Annotated in this window: 26 protein-coding genes and 1 pseudogene; 11 read left to right on the top strand and 16 right to left on the bottom strand. The window is 69.3% G+C overall.

Features of this window, described 5'->3' with window-relative positions:
• Positions 1 to 8: 8 nt before the first annotated feature.
• Positions 9 to 629, bottom strand: coding sequence for a DUF47 domain-containing protein (locus tag ACIBAG_RS03910; RefSeq protein ID WP_031479208.1), 621 nt, complete (start codon positions 627 to 629; stop codon positions 9 to 11).
• A 236-nt stretch (positions 630 to 865) separates the two neighbouring features.
• Here ACIBAG_RS03910 and ACIBAG_RS03905 point away from each other — a divergent pair, with 236 nt between their 5' ends.
• Positions 866 to 1,222 carry a metal-sensitive transcriptional regulator gene (locus ACIBAG_RS03905; protein ID WP_399100670.1) on the top strand — a complete coding sequence of 119 codons (357 nt, stop codon included), beginning with the start codon at positions 866 to 868 and terminating at the stop codon, positions 1,220 to 1,222.
• A gap of 24 nt (positions 1,223 to 1,246) precedes the next feature.
• Here ACIBAG_RS03905 and ACIBAG_RS03900 read toward each other — a convergent pair whose 3' ends face one another.
• Both ACIBAG_RS03900 and ACIBAG_RS03895 read right to left on the bottom strand, forming a co-directional pair.
• Complete coding sequence (locus ACIBAG_RS03900) at positions 1,247 to 1,438, bottom strand: hypothetical protein (RefSeq protein WP_399100668.1); 192 nt, start codon at positions 1,436 to 1,438, stop codon at positions 1,247 to 1,249.
• 109 nt (positions 1,439 to 1,547) lie between these two features.
• Positions 1,548 to 2,387: a hypothetical protein gene (locus ACIBAG_RS03895; protein WP_399100666.1), complete on the bottom strand. Its 840-nt coding sequence runs from the start codon at positions 2,385 to 2,387 to the stop codon at positions 1,548 to 1,550.
• A 126-nt stretch (positions 2,388 to 2,513) separates the two neighbouring features.
• Here ACIBAG_RS03895 and ACIBAG_RS03890 point away from each other — a divergent pair, with 126 nt between their 5' ends.
• Positions 2,514 to 2,693: a hypothetical protein gene (locus tag ACIBAG_RS03890; RefSeq protein ID WP_399100664.1), complete on the top strand. Its 180-nt coding sequence runs from the start codon at positions 2,514 to 2,516 to the stop codon at positions 2,691 to 2,693.
• A 78-nt stretch (positions 2,694 to 2,771) separates the two neighbouring features.
• Here the strand turns inward: ACIBAG_RS03890 and ACIBAG_RS03885 are convergent, their stop codons facing one another.
• The 3 genes from ACIBAG_RS03885 to ACIBAG_RS03875 form a co-directional block, all read right to left on the bottom strand.
• Positions 2,772 to 3,212 carry an SRPBCC domain-containing protein gene (locus ACIBAG_RS03885; RefSeq protein WP_399100662.1) on the bottom strand — a complete coding sequence of 147 codons (441 nt, stop codon included), beginning with the start codon at positions 3,210 to 3,212 and terminating at the stop codon, positions 2,772 to 2,774.
• 77 nt (positions 3,213 to 3,289) lie between these two features.
• Positions 3,290 to 3,628 (bottom strand): ArsR/SmtB family transcription factor, encoded by a 339-nt coding sequence (locus ACIBAG_RS03880; RefSeq protein ID WP_399100660.1) that lies wholly within the window; start codon positions 3,626 to 3,628, stop codon positions 3,290 to 3,292.
• Positions 3,625 to 4,089, bottom strand: coding sequence for an SRPBCC domain-containing protein (locus ACIBAG_RS03875; protein ID WP_399100658.1), 465 nt, complete (start codon positions 4,087 to 4,089; stop codon positions 3,625 to 3,627). Before ACIBAG_RS03875 ends, ACIBAG_RS03880 begins: the two co-directional genes overlap by 4 nt.
• Before the next feature lie 262 nt (positions 4,090 to 4,351).
• On the opposite strand from ACIBAG_RS03875, the gene ACIBAG_RS03870 reads away from it, so the two are divergent.
• On the top strand, positions 4,352 to 5,923 hold the full coding sequence (locus ACIBAG_RS03870) for an FAD-binding oxidoreductase (RefSeq protein ID WP_399100656.1): 1,572 nt from the start codon (positions 4,352 to 4,354) through the stop codon (positions 5,921 to 5,923).
• Positions 5,924 to 5,969: 46 nt separating this feature from the next.
• On the opposite strand, the gene ACIBAG_RS03865 is transcribed toward ACIBAG_RS03870, so the two are convergent.
• The 6 genes from ACIBAG_RS03865 to ACIBAG_RS03840 all read right to left on the bottom strand — a co-directional run bounded on the left by ACIBAG_RS03865 (position 5,970) and on the right by ACIBAG_RS03840 (position 11,716).
• Complete coding sequence (locus ACIBAG_RS03865; RefSeq protein WP_399100654.1) at positions 5,970 to 6,686, bottom strand: phosphatase PAP2 family protein; 717 nt, start codon at positions 6,684 to 6,686, stop codon at positions 5,970 to 5,972.
• A 197-nt stretch (positions 6,687 to 6,883) separates the two neighbouring features.
• Positions 6,884 to 7,828, bottom strand: a complete 945-nt coding sequence (locus tag ACIBAG_RS03860) for an NlpC/P60 family protein (protein WP_399101915.1) — start codon at positions 7,826 to 7,828, stop codon at positions 6,884 to 6,886.
• A gap of 113 nt (positions 7,829 to 7,941) precedes the next feature.
• Entirely contained in the window at positions 7,942 to 9,639 is a 1,698-nt protein-coding gene (locus ACIBAG_RS03855; RefSeq protein WP_399100652.1) for a serine/threonine-protein kinase, read from the bottom strand.
• A 22-nt stretch (positions 9,640 to 9,661) separates the two neighbouring features.
• Entirely contained in the window at positions 9,662 to 10,423 is a 762-nt protein-coding gene (locus tag ACIBAG_RS03850; protein WP_399100649.1) for a trypsin-like peptidase domain-containing protein, read from the bottom strand.
• Between the two features lie 36 nt (positions 10,424 to 10,459).
• Positions 10,460 to 11,095, bottom strand: coding sequence for a Uma2 family endonuclease (locus ACIBAG_RS03845; RefSeq protein WP_399100647.1), 636 nt, complete (start codon positions 11,093 to 11,095; stop codon positions 10,460 to 10,462).
• Between the two features lie 177 nt (positions 11,096 to 11,272).
• Positions 11,273 to 11,716, bottom strand: a complete 444-nt coding sequence (locus tag ACIBAG_RS03840) for an ATP-binding protein (protein WP_399100645.1) — start codon at positions 11,714 to 11,716, stop codon at positions 11,273 to 11,275.
• Positions 11,717 to 11,926: 210 nt separating this feature from the next.
• Between ACIBAG_RS03840 and ACIBAG_RS03835 the strand changes: the two genes are divergently transcribed.
• The 5 genes from ACIBAG_RS03835 to ACIBAG_RS03815 all read left to right on the top strand — a co-directional run bounded on the left by ACIBAG_RS03835 (position 11,927) and on the right by ACIBAG_RS03815 (position 14,857).
• Positions 11,927 to 12,772, top strand: coding sequence for a helix-turn-helix domain-containing protein (locus tag ACIBAG_RS03835; protein ID WP_399100643.1), 846 nt, complete (start codon positions 11,927 to 11,929; stop codon positions 12,770 to 12,772).
• 10 nt (positions 12,773 to 12,782) lie between these two features.
• Complete coding sequence (locus tag ACIBAG_RS03830; protein ID WP_399100641.1) at positions 12,783 to 12,968, top strand: DUF397 domain-containing protein; 186 nt, start codon at positions 12,783 to 12,785, stop codon at positions 12,966 to 12,968.
• A complete protein-coding gene (locus ACIBAG_RS03825) occupies positions 12,961 to 13,230 on the top strand; it encodes a DUF397 domain-containing protein (RefSeq protein ID WP_399100639.1) in 270 nt (89 codons plus the stop codon). Before ACIBAG_RS03830 ends, ACIBAG_RS03825 begins: the two co-directional genes overlap by 8 nt.
• A gap of 278 nt (positions 13,231 to 13,508) precedes the next feature.
• Positions 13,509 to 14,369, top strand: coding sequence for a helix-turn-helix domain-containing protein (locus ACIBAG_RS03820; protein ID WP_399100637.1), 861 nt, complete (start codon positions 13,509 to 13,511; stop codon positions 14,367 to 14,369).
• Positions 14,370 to 14,509: 140 nt separating this feature from the next.
• Positions 14,510 to 14,857 (top strand): hypothetical protein, encoded by a 348-nt coding sequence (locus ACIBAG_RS03815; RefSeq protein WP_399100635.1) that lies wholly within the window; start codon positions 14,510 to 14,512, stop codon positions 14,855 to 14,857.
• A 200-nt stretch (positions 14,858 to 15,057) separates the two neighbouring features.
• On the opposite strand, the gene ACIBAG_RS03810 is transcribed toward ACIBAG_RS03815, so the two are convergent.
• A complete protein-coding gene (locus tag ACIBAG_RS03810; protein WP_399100633.1) occupies positions 15,058 to 15,285 on the bottom strand; it encodes a DUF397 domain-containing protein in 228 nt (75 codons plus the stop codon).
• A 391-nt stretch (positions 15,286 to 15,676) separates the two neighbouring features.
• Here ACIBAG_RS03810 and ACIBAG_RS03805 point away from each other — a divergent pair, with 391 nt between their 5' ends.
• Complete coding sequence (locus ACIBAG_RS03805; RefSeq protein ID WP_399100631.1) at positions 15,677 to 16,024, top strand: DUF1330 domain-containing protein; 348 nt, start codon at positions 15,677 to 15,679, stop codon at positions 16,022 to 16,024.
• 40 nt (positions 16,025 to 16,064) lie between these two features.
• Here the strand turns inward: ACIBAG_RS03805 and ACIBAG_RS03800 are convergent, their stop codons facing one another.
• Positions 16,065 to 16,841, bottom strand: a complete 777-nt coding sequence (locus ACIBAG_RS03800; protein ID WP_399100628.1) for a PIG-L family deacetylase — start codon at positions 16,839 to 16,841, stop codon at positions 16,065 to 16,067.
• Positions 16,842 to 17,002: 161 nt separating this feature from the next.
• Here ACIBAG_RS03800 and ACIBAG_RS03795 point away from each other — a divergent pair, with 161 nt between their 5' ends.
• The gene (locus ACIBAG_RS03795; protein ID WP_399100626.1) at positions 17,003 to 17,419 is read left to right on the top strand and encodes a hypothetical protein; all 417 of its coding nucleotides are present in this window, start codon (positions 17,003 to 17,005) and stop codon (positions 17,417 to 17,419) included.
• A gap of 34 nt (positions 17,420 to 17,453) precedes the next feature.
• Here the strand turns inward: ACIBAG_RS03795 and ACIBAG_RS03790 are convergent, their stop codons facing one another.
• Positions 17,454 to 18,392, bottom strand: coding sequence for an oxidoreductase (locus ACIBAG_RS03790; RefSeq protein WP_399100624.1), 939 nt, complete (start codon positions 18,390 to 18,392; stop codon positions 17,454 to 17,456).
• 71 nt (positions 18,393 to 18,463) lie between these two features.
• On the opposite strand from ACIBAG_RS03790, the gene ACIBAG_RS03785 reads away from it, so the two are divergent.
• A complete protein-coding gene (locus ACIBAG_RS03785) occupies positions 18,464 to 19,075 on the top strand; it encodes a TetR/AcrR family transcriptional regulator (protein WP_399100622.1) in 612 nt (203 codons plus the stop codon).
• 69 nt (positions 19,076 to 19,144) lie between these two features.
• On the opposite strand, the pseudogene ACIBAG_RS03780 reads toward ACIBAG_RS03785, so the two are convergent.
• A pseudogene (locus tag ACIBAG_RS03780) lies at positions 19,145 to 19,759 on the bottom strand (histidine phosphatase family protein); the annotation flags it as partial.
• Between the last annotated feature and the right edge of the window lie 6 nt (positions 19,760 to 19,765).

The following is a 19,765-nucleotide window of genomic DNA, read 5'->3' as shown; positions in this document are numbered from 1 at the left end:
GGCGGGTCTCAGGACTCCTTGACGGCGATGGTCTCCACCGTGTTCGCCACGTGCTCGAAGGCGTCCGCCGCTTCCTCCAGCACATCGACGATCTGCTTGAGCTTGAGGACCTCGATCGCGTCGTACTTGCCGTTGAAGAGGTGCGCGAGGAGCTTGCGATGTATCTGGTCGGCCTGGTTCTCGAGCCGGTTGACCTCGATCCAGTACTCGGTGAGGTTGTCCATCGTGCGCAGGTTGGGCATCGCCTCGGCCGTCAGCTCGGCCGCACGCGCCAGCACCTCGATCTGCTGCTCGACGCCCTTGGGCAGTTCCTCGACGTTGTAGAGGACGACCAGGTCGACGGCCTCCTCCATGAAGTCCATGATGTCGTCGAGGGACGATGCGAGGGAGTAGATGTCCTCGCGGTCGAACGGCGTGATGAACGAGGAGTTCAGCTGGTGGAAGATCGCGTGTGTGGCGTCGTCACCTGCGTGTTCCGCGGCCCGCATACGCTCTGCGATCTCGGCCCGGCCGGCGTTGTCCGCCCCGAGCAGTTCCATCAGGAGTTTCGAGCCCGTGACGATGTTGTCCGCGGATGCGGCGAACATGTCGTAGAAGCTCGTCTCCCGGGGGGTCAGACGAAAGCGCACGTGAGGGTCCTCAAGAAGCGTCGGTTCGGTCAGGCTGATGCTAGGCGCATCATCCGGCCACGGCTAATGGGCCGTCCTCCAGTGTCGCCCATCAGGCACGGTGGTCGGCACGGGGGCTGCCCAGTGGTCCAGTCCAGCGGCCGTTCGCGGCATCGGCCACAGGCCCTATACCCAGCAAAGTTCGGTACGATATACCCAGTAGGGGTATGTGTAGTGGTTTACGTCTGGAGGACGCGATGACGACCACCGAGGCCGGCGCGACGGCGCCCTCCGAGGAGACCGGGGCCGTGGTGACCGACCACGACCACGGCATCCACGGCTACCACAAGCAGAAGGACGAACACCTCAAGCGCCTGCGCCGTATCGAGGGCCAGATCCGCGGCCTGCAGCGCATGGTCGACGAGGACGTCTACTGCATCGACATACTCACGCAGGTGTCCGCGTCGACGAAGGCCCTGCAGTCCTTCGCCCTCCAGTTGCTGGAGGAGCACCTCCGGCACTGCGTCGCCGACGCCGCTCTGAAGGGTGGTGCGGAGATCGACGCGAAGGTGGAGGAGGCGACGAAGGCGATCGGCAGGCTGCTGCGGACCTGAGTTCCGCGACCGGCGAGGACGGCCTCACGCGCCCTCGGCACCCCGCCCCTCGCCGGCCCGTTCCTCCGCGACGCGCAGCACCTCGTCGATGCTCTCCAGGCTCAGCCGGTCCTCACGGGCGGCCGAGGCCGCGATGATCAGCTCTCCGCACAGCTCGATCTCGGCGAGGGCGACGTGGTCCTGAACTGCCGTACCGCCGACCGGAGCCACGTGCATCACCTCTTCTCTGCCGTTACCGACTTCCTAGAGTAGGGAGCGGCCTACACACCGCGCATGGCACGGACGGGCTAGTTCTTGACGCCCGTCACGCAGGCATACGCCGGCCTCACTCCTCGGCGATCTTGCCCGCGTAGATGTCCTCGCGGTCCGGCAGGCGTACGTCGACGGGGGCCCCGAAGTCGTAGAGCAAGGTCGTGGAGGCCACGGCGACGGCATCGCTCTGCTGCCCGTTGACGAAGCTGAACCGATGCCGCACCTTCCGGATCCGGCCGTCGTCGTCGAGATACACGTCGAACGGCACCTGATCCGTGGCGAACCCTTTCGCCGCCGCCGTCAGGGATTCCTTGTTGCCGTCGGACGCCTCCTGTGCCGCGACACCGAGGTCGGCGGTCCCCCGGTAGTGGCGCACGGGTGTACCCGCGACCTTCCCTTCCCCCACATAGGTGGCGCTCCGGGCACCCCGCAGCACTTCAGCGGCGGCGAACGGATCGGTGGCGCCACCGGTGACCAGGTTCCCGTCCGAGAGCGAGCGCGTGTCGACACGCACCCATTTGTTCGCGGGCACCCCGGCACCGCGGTTCTTCATGAACAGCGCCCCGGGGGCGAGGAGCTCCATGATCGGCCGGCGGGCGGTCGTGCCGGCGGGATCCTGGGGCAGCAGCACCTTCAACTGCCCCAGCTGCTTGTGGAAGTCGTACACGCCCTCGCCGCGGATGGTGACGCGGGTGCCGCCGGTGGCCATCTCCATGGACGTACGGGCCTTGGAAGTCCCGGCCCCGACGAGCGCGTCGGCGGCACGCCGCACGAGCTCCACGGCGTCCCGCCCGCGCGAGTCCTCCGCCGCCGCCCCGCGCTCCGCGCACCCGCTGCCCGCCAGGCAGAGACACAGCACCCCGGCCGCAACGCCCGCCCCATGCCTCCGCCTGTGCTGCTGCCGCTCCGTCATCGCCTGCCTACCCCCAGCCGGTACGTCCGTCACGGGCCCCCTGTCGTTCCGGTTAACGACGGGTAGGTGCCCCCGTCACGCCGCCCGGAGGCGTTGCGCTTACTTGCCTTGGGTAACGTTGTCGGCGTGGCGCCTCAGGATGGAACGAAGTCCCCCACAAAGCACCGCGACCCCGAGGAGCACCGCACGACGACGGTGGAAAAGGGCCCTTTCTGCACAGCCCGCTGCACCTGCGGCTGGCACGGCCCGGCAAGACGCGCGCGCAGCCTGGCGCGGGCGGACGCGGAGGCGCACGTAGGGTACTGAGGCGCATGCGAGCCCTGGCGGGGGCGGGTAGGGATGCAGGACGGCCAGGGCGCATGCGGGCCGCGCGGGATGTTGCGGTCAGTGCCAGTTGCTGATCTTGACGTCCTGCGGCGCGGGCTCGCCCTTGCCCGTTTCGACCAGCTTCTTGAGGCTCATCAGGAAGGTCGCCCACTTCGTGCTGCAGTGGTACATGAACTCCACCGGCTCCTTCCAGCCCTCATGCCGGAACAGCACGATCGTGAAATCGCCCTCCCGCTTGAGCTCGAAGCGGATCCGCGTACCGATCCACTCCTCGGGACCGTCGACGACCTCCCAGCTCACCCGCTCGGCGGGCCGGGCCTCCAGCACCTTCATGTCGAACCCGCCGGGCTCGAAGCGGAACCGGATCACTCCTCCGACGTCCGGATCGCCGTCCGTGTCCTGCGTCCACCAGCCCGACAGCCCTTCGATCGTGGTCAGGGCCGCGTAGACGTCATCCGGGGCCGCTGTGGCTCCGACCCTGTGCAGAATGTCCACCATCTCGGTACCTCTCCCTTGCTCTCTCTTGACTCGTGGTGCCTGGTAACCGGTGCCTGGCAACGGTTCGTTCGTGCGGGTCAGTCCTCCTTGCTGCGCTGGATCGCTTCGGCGATCCGCTTGATGCGCTGGAGCCGGGCGTCCCAGGCGGCCCCGACGGACGACAGCTGCGCTACGGCGCGCGCGAGCTGGGCCTCGTCGACCTGGTAGAGACGCTCGCGTCCGGACGGCGTGACATGGACCAGCCCGACCCGGCCGAGTACGCCGAGGTGCTTGGCGACCGCCTGCCGGGTCACCGGCAGCTGCTCGCTGAGCGTGGTCGCCGTCCCGCCGCCTCCGGTCAACAGCAGGTCGAGCATCCGGCGCCGGATGGGGTCCCCCACCGCCGACCAGAGCTCGTCGTCGACGGTGACACTCATGACGTCGACACCCGCCTGGCGATGTACGTGACGAGGCGCGGCAGGAAGTAGTCCCATCCGGTGACGTGCTCGCGGTACGCCTCCTCGAGCACGGCCGCCTCCCAGCCCTTCTCCCGGAACCCCGCCTCGGAGAAGCGCAGCAGCGTGCCCGCACCCGAGGGGACCAGGTCGAAGGTCACGAGGAGCGAGTTGGACGCGGTCGCGGCCTCACCCTCGTCGTACACCCATCGGAAGGAAAACCGCCGGGGCGGGTCGGCCTCCACCACCGTGACCGGCACGACCTTCACATCCGGCGCCGTGCCGTCACCGAACGAGATGACCCCGGTGGCACCGGGCACCGGCTCGAGCTCCGCCTCGTCCGGCCACCACTCCCGCAGGTGTTCGGGCCTGCTGACGACCTCGTAGACCACCTCGGGTGTGGCGTCGATGTAGATCTCCCGCTCGATGCTGCCGTACTCCATCGGCACCGCTCCTCTCGCAACCTTTGGTTGCACATCACTGTAGAACGCCCGGGCGGTATGTGCAACCGTTGGTTGCTCTTTGCGGCCTGTCTGGGGGTGCCCCTCTGGGGGAGTTTGAGGACGAGGCCCTTCAGGGGCCGAAGCGGGGGTCTGGGGGCGGCAGCACCCAGGCTCCCGGCTCGCCCCCACCGCAAGGCCCCGCGCCATGGAACCCCGACCCCCACCACCCCGTCTCGTTCCACGGAACCACCCAGGAGGCGACATGGAACGGCGTACCTTCATCGGCGGCGGCGCAGCAGCCCTCACCGCCCTGGCAACAACCGCGTGCAAGGGCAGCACGGGCTCCACCTCAGGAGCAGAGACAGGCGCCGGCACCGCCACCCGCACGCAAACCACAGCCACCAGCAAATCCGCCGCCGCCCCCGCCAACTGGACCGCCCTCGCCCGCGACCTCGACGGCCCCCTCATCCGCCCCGGCGACGCCTCCTGGAAGTCCGCCCACCAGCTCTACAACACCCGTTTCGACGCCCTGAAGCCCGCCGCGGTCGCCTACGTCGCCCACCCCGACGACATCCGCACCACCCTCGCCTACGCCCGAGCCCACAACCTCCACGTCGCCATCCGCAACGGCGGTCACTCCTACGCCGGCTGGTCCTCCGGCAACAACCGCCTGATCATCGACGTCTCCAAGCTCAACCGCATCCGAGCGAGCGGCAACACCGCGGTGATCGGCGCCGGCTCCAAGCTCATCGACGTCTACCGCGCCCTCGCCGCGAAGGGCGTCACCATCCCCGCCGGCTCCTGCCCCACCGTCGGCGTCTCCGGCCTCACCCTCGGCGGCGGCCACGGCGTGACCTCCCGCGCCTACGGCCTGACCTGCGACAGCCTCACCCAGGCCACCCTCATCACCGCCGACGGCAAGCAGCTCACCGCCAACGCCACCACCAACAAGGACCTCTTCTGGGCCCTGCGCGGCGCCGGCAACGGCAACTTCGGCGTCGTGACGGAACTGCACTTCAAGACCCACCCGGCCCCCCAGGCCGTAACGGCGTACATGACCTGGCCCTGGTCGAAGGCGGCCGCGCTGATCAAGGCGTGGCAGGAGTGGGGCCCGTCGCAGCCCGACGAGATCTGGTCGGCGCTGAGCATCTCGAACCACGCCGGCGGCACCCCCACCCTCTCCGTCGCCGCGTTCTCCCTGGGCACCTACCGCGAACTCCAGAACGCGGTCGACCGCCTGGCCGACCGCCCCGGCGGCCCCGGCCCCGCGAGCAACGTCGCCCTCAGGCGCCGCTCCTACGAGGAGTCCATGGAGCTGTACGCGGGCTGCTCGTCCTTCGCCACGGACGCCCAGTGCCACCTCCCCGGCTCAACGCCCGGCCGCTCCCCGCAGGGCGCACTGGGCCGCGAGACATACACCGGGAAGTCGGACTTCTTCGACCGCTCCCTCTCCGCGGCGGGCGTCCAGACCCTGCTGAAGCAGCTGCGGTCGGTCCGCGGCGGCTCCGGCAGCATCGCCCTCACGGCCCTCGGCGGCGCCGTGAACCGCGTCTCCCCCACGGCGACGGCCTTCGTGCACCGCCGCTCACGCTTCCTGGCGCAGTACATCGCCTCCTGGCGCGCCGGCACGACGGGCTCCGAGGCCCAGGCCTGGCTGAAGCAGGCCCACGACGCGATGCGGCCGTACGCCTCGGGCGCCGCGTACCAGAACTACACCGACGCGACCCTGAGCGACTGGCGCAAGGCGTACTACGGGGACGCGGCGACACGCCTGACGAGGCTGAAGAAGCAGTACGACCCGGAGAGGTTCTTCACGTACCCGCAGGCGCTGTAGCCCCGCAGGCGCTGTGGCCCCGCAGGATGCTGCAGAGCGGCCGTACCTAGGCGGCCAGATCCCGCTCCTCAGCGCCGGCCCCGGCCGTCTCCTTCCGAGCCCCCGGAATCATCGCGTCCTGCCCACCCGCCCGGGACCGCCCCCGCGACTTGATCAGCCACCCCGCTCTCGGCGACCGCTCGACGGCGGACATGACGGGCGTCAGCAAGGCCATGGCGAGCGGCGAAAGGAGCAGCGCGACGGCCGTACCGAGAGCGAACCCGCCCACGACATCGGTCGGATAGTGCACGCCCATGTAGACCCGGCAGAACCCTTCGAGAAGAGCCAGCCCGATCCCGGCGATCCCGAACTTCCGGTTCGCGACGAACAGCCCGACCCCCAGGGCCATGGCGATCGTCGCGTGATCACTCACGAACGAGTAGTCGGTCTTCCCGCTGACCAGGACTTCAAGCCCCTGATGATCCTTGAACGGCCGGGGCCGCTCGACGAATCCCCGTATCGGCACGTTCACGAGCACCGCGACCGCGGCGGCCAGCGGCGCCCACACGAGTGCGGCCACGGACGAGGCGGCGTCCTCCGCGCTCTTGCGCCGCACGGACCACCAGCACCACACCACGAGCAGGATCAGGGCGAGCAGCAGCCCGTACTCACCGACGTACTCCATGACCCGGTCGAACCAGCTCGGCGCGTCCTTGGCCAGGCCATTGATGTCGAAGAGCAGCTCGACGTCGGGGTTCGACCCGGATTCTGCGAGTCCAGCCATGATGCCGCGGCCCCTTCGTCGTCTCTCCGGCGCATCTTGCGTACGCCGTCCCGCCCACCCCCGTGGTTGTAGATCCGGCTACGAAACCAGGAACGCACGGCCCCTGTTGATACGTTCCACACTCCACTGAATGATCACGCAGACGTTATCGAAGAGAGACCCATCGCCGCAGCTCAGGGGGTGGGTTCACGCTGCGTCTAAACCGCCGTGGGCAGCGCTTTCGCGCCATCCGCGGTCACCCGTGTGGCCCCGAAGTACTCGGGGGTGTCGATCGGGTCGAACCGGATCACAGCACCCGTTCTCGGCGCGTCGATCATGTACCCGCCACCCACATAAATACCGACATGGTGGATGGCCCGGGAGTTGTTGGGGTCCTTCGAGAAGAACACCAGATCGCCGGGGAGCAACTCGTTCCTGGCCGGATGCGGCCCCGCGTTGTACTGATCATTGGCGACGCGCGGCAACGAGATCCCGACACTCGCGTAAGAGGCCTGGGTCAACCCCGAGCAGTCGAACCGCCCACCGTCCGCGGCGGTGCCCTCACCGCCCCAGAGGTAGGGGGTGCCGAGCTTCTTCTGGGCGTAGTCGATGGCACCGGCGGCCTGCTTGGTGGGGTCGACTCGGCCGACGGGGGCGGCGAAGCTCTTCTCCAGGCTGCGGATTCTCGTGACGTAGTTCTGGGTCTCGGTGATGGACGGCACCCCGCCCGCCTTTATGACGCGGTACGCGCCCGCGTTGTAGGCGGCGAGCATGTTGTTCGTGGTGTCGCCGGGGACGTCCTTGACGTACTTGGCGAGTTCACAGTCGTACGAGGCCGCCGACGGAATCGCGTCGTTCGGGTCCCAGATGTCGCGGTCGCCGTCGCCGTCGCCGTCGATGCCGTGGGTGGCCCAGGTGCTCGGGATGAACTGGGCGATGCCGCGGGCGTCGGCGTGGCTGACGACGTCCGGGTCCCAGCCGCTCTCCTGGTAGAGCTGGGCGGCGAGCAGGGCGGGGTTGATGGCGGGGCAGAGGTTGCCCCACTTCTGCACGAGCGCCTTGTACGCGCCGGGCACGGAACCCTTGGCCAGTCCGACGCTGCCCTTGCCGACGCCGTTGACCAGGTTTCCGGCGACGATGTACACCCCGACGACGAGCAGCATCACAAAGCTCAGGCCGAGCGCGACCGCGACACCACCGGCCACCCATACTTTTCGCACGGCTCAACCCTCCCCCATATCGCCGCTGTTCAAGACCGTTTCCGGTGAGAGTGGCGTTATTTCACCGCGAAGCCAAGACAGAAGACGCTCGAGTAGTCGTCAGGCGTACGGATGTGATGGAACTGCACGGTCCAGTCGCCGGGGTCATTGGTCACGGGGATGGCGGGGGACGGCTCGGCCCTCGCCCAGGACTTGAAGTCGTCCGGGTACGTGACGTACTTCCAGTCGCCCGGAGCACTGCCGCCGTACAGGTCGATGGGCTTGCTCGTGTAGCCCACCCGGACGTTGTCGACCAGCAGCCCCTCGACGGGCTTACCGGTGGACGGGTCGATGTCGTGCGGCGGCTTCACGCTGATGGTGACGTAGTAGGGCTCCGCGTCCTCGGTCGCGTTCTTGTCGCGGAACCCGATCCGCACCTTGCCGTCGACAGTGAGCCTCTCCGACACGGCGCCCGGGTTCTCGGCGTCGCTGACGGAGCCCATGAAGCCATTGCCCGCCCGCTCCTCCGGCGGCAGTTGGCACGCACCGGTGTCCGAGAGCCATTGCGTACGGTCGATCTTGTCTGCCGCATACGCGGGAGCACCTTTCGACGCCGCCGAGGACGCTGACGCGCTGGGCGACTTGATGACCCGTGAGGCGGAACCACCGTCCTTGTCGTCGTCCGGCGCCAGCAGTGCGAAGGCCACTCCCACGCTGACCGCGACCCCGGCCGCCAGGGCGACCGTCCAGGGCGTGACTCGGCGCCGGTCGGTGGCCGGAGCCGACCCGTTCACCTGCGTGGGCGTATAGCCGTAGCCGTCCGCCGCCCCAGCCGTGGGCATGTCATGCACCCCCAGCGGCGGATGCACCGGAGGCGCCGGCATCACGGCCCCCGCCTGCCCGCCCGCCGGCGTCTGCGGCACCGCCTCGGCCAACTGGGCGAACCCGGCGTAGAACGGGTCCTCGACGAGCGCCGCCCGCACCCCGCACCGGGCGATCACCTCGTCCAGTCCCGGCCGGGCCGCCGGATCCTTGGCCACGCAGGCCTCCACGAGGGCCGCCAACTCCGGCTCGACGCCGACGAGGTCGACGGGCTCGTGCACGGCCCGGTAACTGACCCCGGCCGGCTCGCCCATGCCGAACGGCGCCCGCCCCGTCGCCGCGTACGCGAGCGTCGCACCCAGGGCGAACACGTCCGCGGCCGGACCGACCTCGTTGCGCAGCAGCACCTCGGGCGCGGCGAAGCCGGGCGTGCCCGGCGCGAACCCGGCCTCGGTGAGGGCCGTCTGACCGGCACCGCGTGCGATCCCGAAGTCGATGAGCTGGGGCCCCTGGCCGGCGAGGATGACGTTCTGCGGCTTGAGGTCCCGGTGTGTGACGCCGTGCGCGTGCACCGCCGCGAGGCCTTCGGCGAGGGCGGCGAGCACCCCACGGCACGTCTCGGCCGGCAAGGCCCCCCGCTCCCCCACCGCCTTGCTCAGAGTCGGCCCCGACACATACTCGGTGGCCAGCCAATACGGCGCCGTATCCAACGAAGCATCGATCAGGTTCGCCGTATACGCGCTCCGCACGGCCCGCACCGTCTCCACCTCACGCCGGAACCGGGCCAGCGCCTCCGGATGGTCGGTGATCTCGTCCCGGATCACCTTGATGGCGACCAGCCGCCCACCCGGCGACCGCGCCAGATAGACCTGTCCCATACCGCCCGCCCCGAGCCGTGCGAGCAGCGTGTACGCGCCTATGTGCGCGGGGTCCCGATCCTTCAGTGCGTCCACCGAACAGACCTTGCCACAGAGATCAGTTCAAGGCGGAGCCCCTTTCCGCTTCCTGGTACAGCCCCGCCGCCCGCACCCCCAGCACCACGCTGTACGACGCATCCGCCGACGCCCCGCCATTGTCATGCCCGCCGAGCACGCCTACGACCGCCCCGTCCCCGTCGACCCAGGGACTCCCGCTGCTCCCGCCGCTCAACCCGGGACATTCGATGCGCTGCTGCGTATGGCTGAGGAGGCGAGGCCTGTTGGTGCAACTGACCGGTTCTTCACGGGAGTTGAGGTAGGCGGTGACGGTCACCGCCGTGGCCCCGGCGGCCGTGTCCGTGGCGAACCGATTGCCCCCCACCACATCCTCGACGCCTTCCCCGCCCCGATCCCCCACCTCCAGGAACGCCACGTCGCTGTCCTCGTCCCGCCTCTCCTCCCACGCCTCCGACAGGAACCGTCTCCCGACCTTCCACACTCCGTACGGCGCCTCGCCGTCCCGGTACCCCGGCACGAACACGAGTTCGCGCGGCTTTCCGCCCAGACAGTGGGCGGCGGTGACGATGAGGTTCCGGTGTGGACTGTGCACGACGGACGCGGTGCAGAAGTGACCACCGCGCAGGCGGTCGCGACGGTCCGCGGCGAACAGCGCACCGACCCGCGCACCCCGCGCGTGGGCCGCGGCGGTCACGCCGAAGGGACCTGTGCCGACGTCAGGCGCCGCGGAGGCCGAGGTGAAGGCGAGGAGGAGGCCGGCGGCGTACAGGGAGAGGCGAGAGGGACGCGAGGTGGGCTTCATCGTGGGCCACTGTGGCCCACGAAGGTGAGAGGAGCGTCAGAGGTCGCTCTCGACGCCTTCGTCCCCTCGCCGCCGGCGCGGTGAAGCACCGTAGAGAGGGAAGCCGGCGGTGTCGATCTCAATGTCGAGCGGCTCGGGCAGCGGTACGGATTCTCCGAACTTGCCGGGGAGTACGTCCTGGTAGGCGCCGTTGTCCGGGCGGGTGTGCAGGGCCCAGGTGCCGTTCCGGGGGTCGATGACGAGGAGGACGGGGACGTGGGCGACGGCGTACCAGTCGGCCTTGTCCCGGATCTCTCGGGACTTCTCGGACTGGGAGATGACTTCGACGGCGAGCGCGGCGTCCTCCGGGGCGGCGAGCCAGTCGTCGTCCTCTTCCCAGTCGGTGGGCAGAACGATCAGATCCGGCGTCACATAGTCCTCCGGGTCGTCCGGCAGAGCGATCGACGACACCTCGTACACGTCCAAGCCCTCAGGCAGAACCCCACTCTCAAGCTGACGTCGCAGCCGCTTCACCGCACCCGCGTGCTTGCCACGCGGAGTCGGGGACATCACGAGCTTCCCTCCCAAGATCTGCACCCGCAGACCCGTCGCTTGCTCGATCTTCTCGGCGATCTCACGCAGATTGCCCGGGCGAGGTCGCAGATGGGGCCAGGCGCCCGGTGACACGGACATGGCTCGCTGCCTCCGTCCCTCCGCCTTGTCGGCGCCCTCGGCTACGGGGTCGGTGGGAGGTCCGACATCCCGCTCGGCGTCGAATCCACCGTACTGTGCGGCCTGAGCCGCGGCTCCTCTTAGCCGTTCCTCGACCTTCGCCACAGCCGCCCTCCTTCACGCTCCGAGCACACCCCATCACGTTAGGCCACCCCACTGACACTCGGCCCACAACAACTTCCCGCCCTTGGACGCCCCCAGCTCCCGCAGCACGGAGACCCCGACGGAGTCCGCACACGAGCGAATGAGGTGCAGTCCTCGGCCGCCCTCGGCGTCGTCGGGCGGCACGGCAGGCAGGTCGCCGCCCGCTGCGAATCCGGGCGGGACGCGTGGATCGTTGTCCCATACGGCGACTCGGAGGCGTCCGGGTTCCATCGGGCGGACGCGGAGTGCGTACGGGCCGGCGGTGTGGCGGTGGGCGTTGGCGAGGAGTTCGGCGGCCAGGAGTTCGGCGGTGGGGGTGACGTCGGTGAGGCCGTGGGCGGCGAGGACGGTGCGGAGGGTGGCGCGGGCGATGCCCGGTGCGCGTGGATCGTGCGGGAGTTGGAGGGTGTAGGCCCAGGACGGGGATACGGTGGCCATGGAAGTCTCCGATCACTGAGGGGAGTTGGCGGGTTGCCGATGGTTGTGGCCCAGTGGCTTGCCGGTCCGTCGAGCGGTGCGCTTCTGGGCGGTGGGGCGCCTTGAAACGAAGGTAGCGCCAATCTGTAAGGTGTTAGACCGAGAAGCCTGAACTGCTTCGACATTCATACGTGTGGGTGACACTGCCTGCCGAAGGAGAGCACGGTGGCCATGAGAGGCACCCCAACAGGGCGTCAACTCCGGTTGGGTGGCGAGCTCCGCAAGATGCGCGAGCGGGCGGGCCTGACCTCGACCCAGGCCGCGGAGCTTCTCGGCATCAAGCAGAACCAGGTCAGCAACATCGAGGCCGGCCGCCACGGCGTGAGCCCGGACCGATTGCGCGGGATCGCCCGCCATTACGACTGCTCGGACAAGGCCCTCGTAGACGCGCTCGCGTCCATGACTCCGGACCGCAAGCGGGGTTGGTGGGAGGAGTACCGCGAGTTGCTCCCCAGCACACTTCTCGACCTCGCCGAACTGGAGCACCACGCCCAGTCCTTGCGCAGCACCACCACGGCTCGCATCCCCGGCATGCTCCAGACCCGTGAGTACGCCCTCGAGATCTTCCGCCAAGCGGTCATCGAACTCGCACCGCCCGACATCGAGCACCGTCTCTCGTTCCGCATCAAGCGGCAGGCCGTCCTCTTCCGCGAGCACCCCACGCCGTACGCGGCGATCATCCACGAGGCCGCCCTACGCATGAAGGTCGGCGGCCCTACGGTCGCCCGACAGCAACTGCAACACCTGCTCGACATGAGCGAGCGCGACCACGTCACCCTGCGCGCCATCACCTTCGACGTCGGCGCCTACCCAGGATCGGGACAGTCGATCTACTACGCGCACGGTCCGGTGCCACAGTTGGACACGGTCCAACTCGATCAGTCCCATGGCTCCGCGTTCCTGGACGCCGAGGCCCAGTTGCACAAGTATCGAACGCTCTTCGAGCGCATCGAGCGCGTGGCGCTGAGCCCCGACAAGACCCGAGAACTGATCCACAACGTGATGCGAGAGCTGTGAAGGAACGCCCATGAACCGGCACTGGCAGAAGTCCTCCTACTGCAGCGAAGGCGAGGCCTGCGTGCACATAGCCAGCGGCACCGGAACGATTCGCCTGACCGAAAGCAGCGACCCCACCGGCGCGATACTCACCCCCACCCCCACCGCCTTCCACGCCCTCCTCACCACCCTCAAGAAGGTCTCCCCCCATGCCTGACATCCCCGCGAACCTCACCTGGGAACGCGCCGCCCCACCCGACGCCACCGGCCCGGGCCCCTGGATCGAGATCGCCTTCGGGGAGGGCGACGACGGTGACGCCCCCGTCTACATCCGCGAGACCAGCGCCCCGGACAACGTGGTCACCACCAACCGCCGCAAGTGGGACGCCTTCGTACTCGGCGTACAGGCAGGCGAGTTCGACCACTTCGTGGCGGGGGTCGCGGGCGAGGAACCGAAGGGAAGCACCCCTATAGTGTGATGTTCACCACACTTCACCTGGCGGTCGCCCCCGTCGATTCGACACATGTCTTTTGGGTACTTCTCGTTATGAGGGGACCAGATCGGTTACGCCCGATCGAGTTAATTCATGTCGATCTGAGCCAAAAGATTGACAGCGAACCGACCAAAGCCGTTCGACTGGCTTCAAGGGTATGGTCGGCATACGGTGGCGCCGACAACATCTGCCCAGCAGCTGGTCGCGTGGCAGCTTGCACTGACTGAGGCGCGTCCAGCGCGCGCCCAGAAGGAGCAAAGAGCATGCCCACCGCCTCCGACCCAAGCCTGAACCGCCGCAAACTGCGTCTCGCGCTCAAGGCCGCGCGCGACAAGACAGGCCTGACGCAACGCGATGCGGCCGACCGCCTTGACTGGTCCTTGTCAAAAGTGATCCGCATCGAGGCAGGCACGGTGAGTCTGTCCGTCACTGACCTCCAGGCGATGCTCCGCTTGTACGAGGTGACCGACGACGCGCTCGTAGAAGAGTTGGAACAGGCGGCGCGCGGCAGCAAGGGCCAGTCATGGTGGTCGGAGTACAACGACATCATCTCGCCACCATTCGCCCAGTTCCTGGGCTACGAGAGCGCCGCCGACTCCGTTCGTGCGTATCACCCCACCCTCATTCCCGGTCTGCTCCAGACCGCGGACTACATCGGCGCGCTCTTCGCCGCCTCGCCCACCGCCACCCAGGTACAGCGCGGCATCGATCTCAGGACGGCGCGGCAGGAGCGCACCTTCGCGGACGGAGGCCCGGAAGTGGCCATGATCGTCGACGAGTCCGCGCTACGCCGCCTGGTCGGCGGTGCGGGGGTCATGCGCAACCAGCTCGCGCACATCAAGCAGTTGACGGAAAGCCAGAGGATCAGGCTCCAGGTGCTGCCGCTCAGCGCCGGAGCCCACGACAGCCTGGAGGACAGCTTCGTCCTCTTCGGCTACCGCGACGACGAGGACGTGCTGTATGTCTCCGGTCCTGGCGGAGTGCTCACCAACCGGGACAACCGCGAGATGGTCGCCCGGTACCAGGAGTGCTTCGAGGACCTGACCGACAAATCGATGAGCCAGGACGCGTCGCTCTCGATGCTGGACGAGCTCCTCGGCCAACTGAACGTGAACCGCTCCTGAATCCGACCAGGCACCGACGGGGGAACAAAGAGGCCATGGCGAACGAGAAACGGAGGCGAAAGGACCGGCGCTCAGGCGTCGGCCGCTCCCCCGGCACGACCACTCGGCCGACGAACCGGGCTCCCACCCGCGAACCGTCGGTGCCTGACTCCCTCACCGCGCAGGGCCTCACCAGCGATGACACCTGCGCACGCCTGCGCCGCCTGCGCCAGGACGACACGGACAACGCCATACGCCGCAGAAGGGCCCACACGGACGACCTGATACGGATCCTGCGCAACCTGACCGCACTGGCTGTGTTCTCCCTGGCCGGCCTGACCCTGGTGGCGTACGCCGGCGTCCGGATGGGCATCCCGCCCGAGGCATGCCTGGCGGGCAGTTTCAGCGCGGCCTTTTTCTTGGTCAGGACCTTTGCGAAGGCATTCGAGTCGGTACGTCCCTCGCTGCCGGACGCACCAAAAGACCCACGGTCCACCGATGAGCGGTAGCAGGCGCCCATGCCCACCACCAGCCGGCTGCCGCGGCCACCAGGAGCAGGACCAGGGCCCATACGACGAACCGGACGGCGAACCCCCCACCCAGCAAGGACGCCGCCGCACCCGCCGCCGTGGCGACGAGCCCCGTCACCAGGCAGTAGCTCGCGAACCCGCCCCGGCCGTACGGAACGCCCCCGCCTCGATCGGCTGGATCACAGTTGCTCATGGACGCCTCCAGCGGACGGTCCCCGACCGAAGTACGCTACCGCGACCTGCCAGGCGGGGAAGGAGAAACGGAGCACCGCCCCATCAGGAACCTTGGAGTCGCGGACGCACGCCGCCGCCGGGAAGAGGGCTACTTCACAGCAAGCCTCCTGGTTCTGGTTGGCGCTGTAACTACTCTTCCGCCACGCAATAGGGGCATTCTCCTCTGCCAACACCGCCTCCTCCCAACCGCATGCCAGACGCGCGGACTCGCAAGCGGCCCGCCGATCAGGGGCGAGCGATCCGGGCAGCGGAAAGCGCCGGGCGGCCCGCCGCGCACAGAGGTTGTACCCATGGTGCGCACCCCTCAACAGACCCCACCCCCGCGCACGGGCTCTTTGCGCCACCCTGATCTCCGTCCAACCGCCCTTCCGCACACGCGGATTGGACGTCGCCTTCGAGCCGCTCGCAACGGCACCCGGTCCCGCGACGCCCACACCCCCGGGGACCCGGGCCCCCGGGTCCCCGGATCCCCGCAGGCATTACCTCCCAGGTCATCGCCTCCGGCCGGCCCTCCTGCCACGATCGTCAGCAGAGGGAACGAGCCCGACCGACAGGGAGGCCACCATGCCCGCCTACGCCATAGCCCACCTCCGGGACGCCGCCCCGCACCCGGAGGTCGCGGAGTACATCGAGCGCATCCCCGCCACCTTCGAGCCGTACGGCGGCCGATTCCTCGTACACGTCACGCCGCACGAGACGAAGGAGGGCAGTTGGCCGGGGGCCGTCGTGGTCATCGGCTTCCCCGGGATCGCCGAGGCGCGGGCGTGGTGGGACTCGCCCGCCTACCAGGAGATCGCGCCCCTGCGCTCGCGGCACATCGAGGGCGACATCATCCTCGTCGAGGGCGTCCCGGAGGGCTACGACCCGACCGTCACGGCGAAGGCCATGCGGGAGGCGTTGGCCGCGGAGTAGCTCTGAAGCCGGTCGGGCGGGCGCGTGGGCGAGCCGTCGCTCAAGGGGTCAGCTCCGTCTGGGCGGTCACCGGGGAGAGCGCGTCCTGCCGGGTGTACCACTCGGTGGAGAGAATCCGCTCCCGGACGTCCGGCGCGAAGCCGGCGAGCAGGCCGGGCGCCGCCCCTCGCTCCACCTCGCTGCGATGGGCCAGTACGGCCGCCCACTTCTGCTTCAGCCAGGGACTCACGTCGACGGTCGCCGTGACCCGCTCGTCGGGGACCGTGTTCATGCCCTTGCCCGCACGAGCCAGTTCCTCCAGCGCTCCGAGGGCTGAGTGCGGGTGCGTCGCCAGGTACAGGGCGCTCGGCTGCCAGGGGTCGCCGGCGTCCGGGTAGAGGCGTTCCAGGCCGGCCGCCTGGACCGCGAGGGTGGTCACTCGGTGCGTGTGCACATGGTCCGGGTGGCCGGTCACGCCGCCGTAGGCATCGTGGGTGACGACGATCTGCGGGCGGAACTGCCGTATGTGAGTCACCAGCCGCCCCACCGACTCGTCGAGCGGCGCGTCGAGGAACCGCGGACCGCCCGGGGCGGAATGCGGCACACGCGCGTCGGCGTAGCCCAGCATCCGGGGCTCACCGGCACCGAGGATCCGCACCGCCTCGGCGAGTTCGGCACCGCGCCGCGTGCCCGGAGTCCAGGTCGCTGTCACGACCGCCGTGCGCGCCCCGGAGGCGGCGTGCCGGGCGAGGACTCCCCCGGAGGACAGAGACTCGTCGTCGGGATGCGCGAACACCCCGAGCAGGCTCGGCATTGTCGTCGGCGTCGGAGTCGGCATTGATCGACCACCTCCGAGTACGGCCTACCCCTGAGTACGAATACTCAGGCACAAGGTCATCCGTCACGGCAGAATGTGCGGCGACCATACGACTGGCCAATTGACCAATTGACCAACTGGCCAACTGACCGAGCACCAAGGCAACTTGAGGGGGAACCAACGTGAGACGAACCAGCCGTGCCCTGGCCATGACCGCACTGGCGGCCTGCGGACTGACCGGCCTGGGGGCGGCGCCCGCCGCCGCGTCGACCGATGTCCTGCTGCCCCATCCCGGGCCGGAGGGCCTGGTGTGGGTGCCGGAGCAGACCGGAGACGGCGGTGTCGCGTCCGGTGGCGCGTGGGAGGGGCTGCCGACCGTGCTCACGGTGGCCTGCGAGGGCGGCGGCGATGTGCGGGTGAGGATGTCCCAGGAGACGGAGGTCGCCGCGTTCTCGGTCGACTGCCCGGCCGGGGAGGCCGGGGTGGGCTCGGTGACCATGGACCCGGGCGTGGTCCGCTCCGGGTCCTTCGTGATCGGCGTCGACGCTTCGTCGGACACCATCCGGTGGGCTCTGACGGTGACCCAGCCGGAGTCGTGACCTGACCGAAGTCGTGTCGTGGCGGCGGAGCGCACTACCGCTCGGCCGCCACCCGCTCCACCTTCCCCAACGGCCAGCTCACCCCCGTGAGTTCCTCGGACACCGTCCACAGCCGCCGCGCCGCCTCCGCATCGCTCGCCGCCCGGGTGCGGCCCACCAGCGTCGGCGCGCCTCGCAACTCGCCCAGGCCGTCCGGGCCGACGTAACTCGCGCCGGGGATGTCCTGCGTCGCGGCGAACAGGGTCGGCAAGGCGCCCGCCCGGTCGTCCTGGGCGAACAGCTTGTTGCCGACCTGCATGAACCCCCGCACCAACGGATTGCCGTGGTGGCTCTGGAGGTTGGTGGCGGCCCAGCCGGGGTGCGCCGCCACCGCCCGGACGGATGATCCCGCCGCCGCCAGCCGGCGCTGGAGTTCCAGCACGAACAACAGGTTCGCCAGCTTGGACTGGGCGTAGGCCCGGGTCGGGCTGTAGTTCGCCGTCAGGTTCAGGTCGTCGAAGTGGATCTTTCGGTCGCCCATGCGGTGGGCGGACGAGGAGAGTGTGACGACCCGGTCGGTGACGTACGGCAGCAGCAGGTTCGTCAGCGTGAAGTGACCCAGATGGTTCGTGCCGAACTGCATCTCGAAGCCGTCCCGCGTCCGCTGCTCCGGCAGCATCATCACGCCCGCGTTGTTGATCAGCAGGTCCAGCGGGCGGCCTTCCCAGCCGTGCGCGAACTCCCGCACCGAGGACAGGTCGGCCAGGTCCAGCCGCCGTACCTCCGTGCTGCCGTGCACGGTCGCCGCCGCTGCCCGACCCCGCTCCAGGTCTCGTACGGCGAACACCACATGCGCCCCTGCCCCGGCCAGCGCCTCCGCCGCCCTGAGGCCGAGGCCGCTGTTGGCCCCGGTGATGACGGCCGTGCGGCCGGTGAGGTCGGGGAGGCGGGTCGCGTCCCAAGGCTTGCCCGTCTGGTTCGTCTTGTCAGCCATGACCCCAATGTAGGCGCCGCCAACAATGCTGTCAATGACAACAAAGATGGCATCGCCAACATAAAGCTACGATGGTGCGCATGCCCGAGAGCCCCGAAAGCCGCCCCTACCACCACGGAGACCTGCGCGCCGCCCTGCTCACCGCCGCGGAACGCACCCTGCGCGACAAGGGCGCCGGCTCCCTTTCCCTCCGGGAGCTGGCCCGCGAGGTCGGCGTCAGTCACGCCGCCCCCGGCCGGCATTTCAAGGACAAGCAGGCCCTGCTCAACGCCCTGGCGCTGACCGGGTACGACCGGCTCGGCAAGACCCTGGGCTCGGCCGACGACCCGGCACTGCCCCTCGAACGCCGCCTCACCGCCCTGGCCCGGGCCTACCTCGGCTTCGCCGTCGACAACGCCGAGTTGCTGGAGCTGATGTACGCCCGCAAGCACGATCCCGACGCCTCGGAGCAGATGGCGGCCGCGGTCGAGCGGACGGTCGGGAGCATGGAACGAGTCCTCGCGGACGCCCAGAAGCGCGGCGAGATCATCGAGGGCGACCCGGAGGAACTCAACCTCGTCACGGGCGCCGCCCTGCACGGCATGGCCGCCTTCATCGCGGGCGGCTGGCTGACTCCGGAAGCGGCTCTGGCGGGGGTGGAGGGCCTGGTCCACCATTTGCTGCACGGCTTGAAGCCGCGCTGACACCGCCTCTCCTGAAAACACACCAGGGAGCCGACACGCGTGGCGCGTGCCGGTCCCTTGGCATGCAGTTCAGTTCAAGTGGTGGGTGTCGTTGAGAGCCCGCACCGTGGCGGTGCCGTCCTCGTCGTACGTCACCGTCGACAGGGAGGCCGCTGCGACTTCCATGCGGAACACACTGGGCGGTGGGGCCTGGAGAGCGAGGCGGATCAGGGTTCTGAGCGGGACGACGTGGGAGACGACCAGCACCGTGGCGCCGGCGTACTGGGCCAGGAGTCCGTCTCGTACGGCGGCGACCCGGCGGGCGACCTGTCGCATGGTCTCGCTTGCGCCCGAGGGTGGACTCTCGGGCGAGGCGAGCCATGCGCTCAGGTCGTCCGGGTAGCGTTCGCGGACCTCGCCGAAGGTCAGGCCCTCCCAGGCGCCGAAGTCCGCTTCCCGCAGATCCCGGTCGACCCGGACGCTCAGGCCGAGGCGCGCGGCCGCGGCATCAGCGGTCTCCTGGCAGCGCCGCATCGGTGATGTGACGACCGCCGCGATGTCGCCGCGGTGGGCGAGGGCGTCCGCTGCCGCCTCGGCTTGGCGGCGTCCGACCGGGGAGAGTCCCGGGTTGGATCCTCCGCTGCCGGAGAGCCGCCGCTGCGGGGTGAGCAGGGTTTCGCCGTGCCGCAGCAGTACGAGCGTCGTCACATC

The organism is Streptomyces sp. NPDC051243, assembly GCF_044455405.1.
Lineage (GTDB): Bacteria > Actinomycetota > Actinomycetes > Streptomycetales > Streptomycetaceae > Streptomyces.
This window is presented reverse-complemented; position numbering and strand designations above follow the sequence as displayed.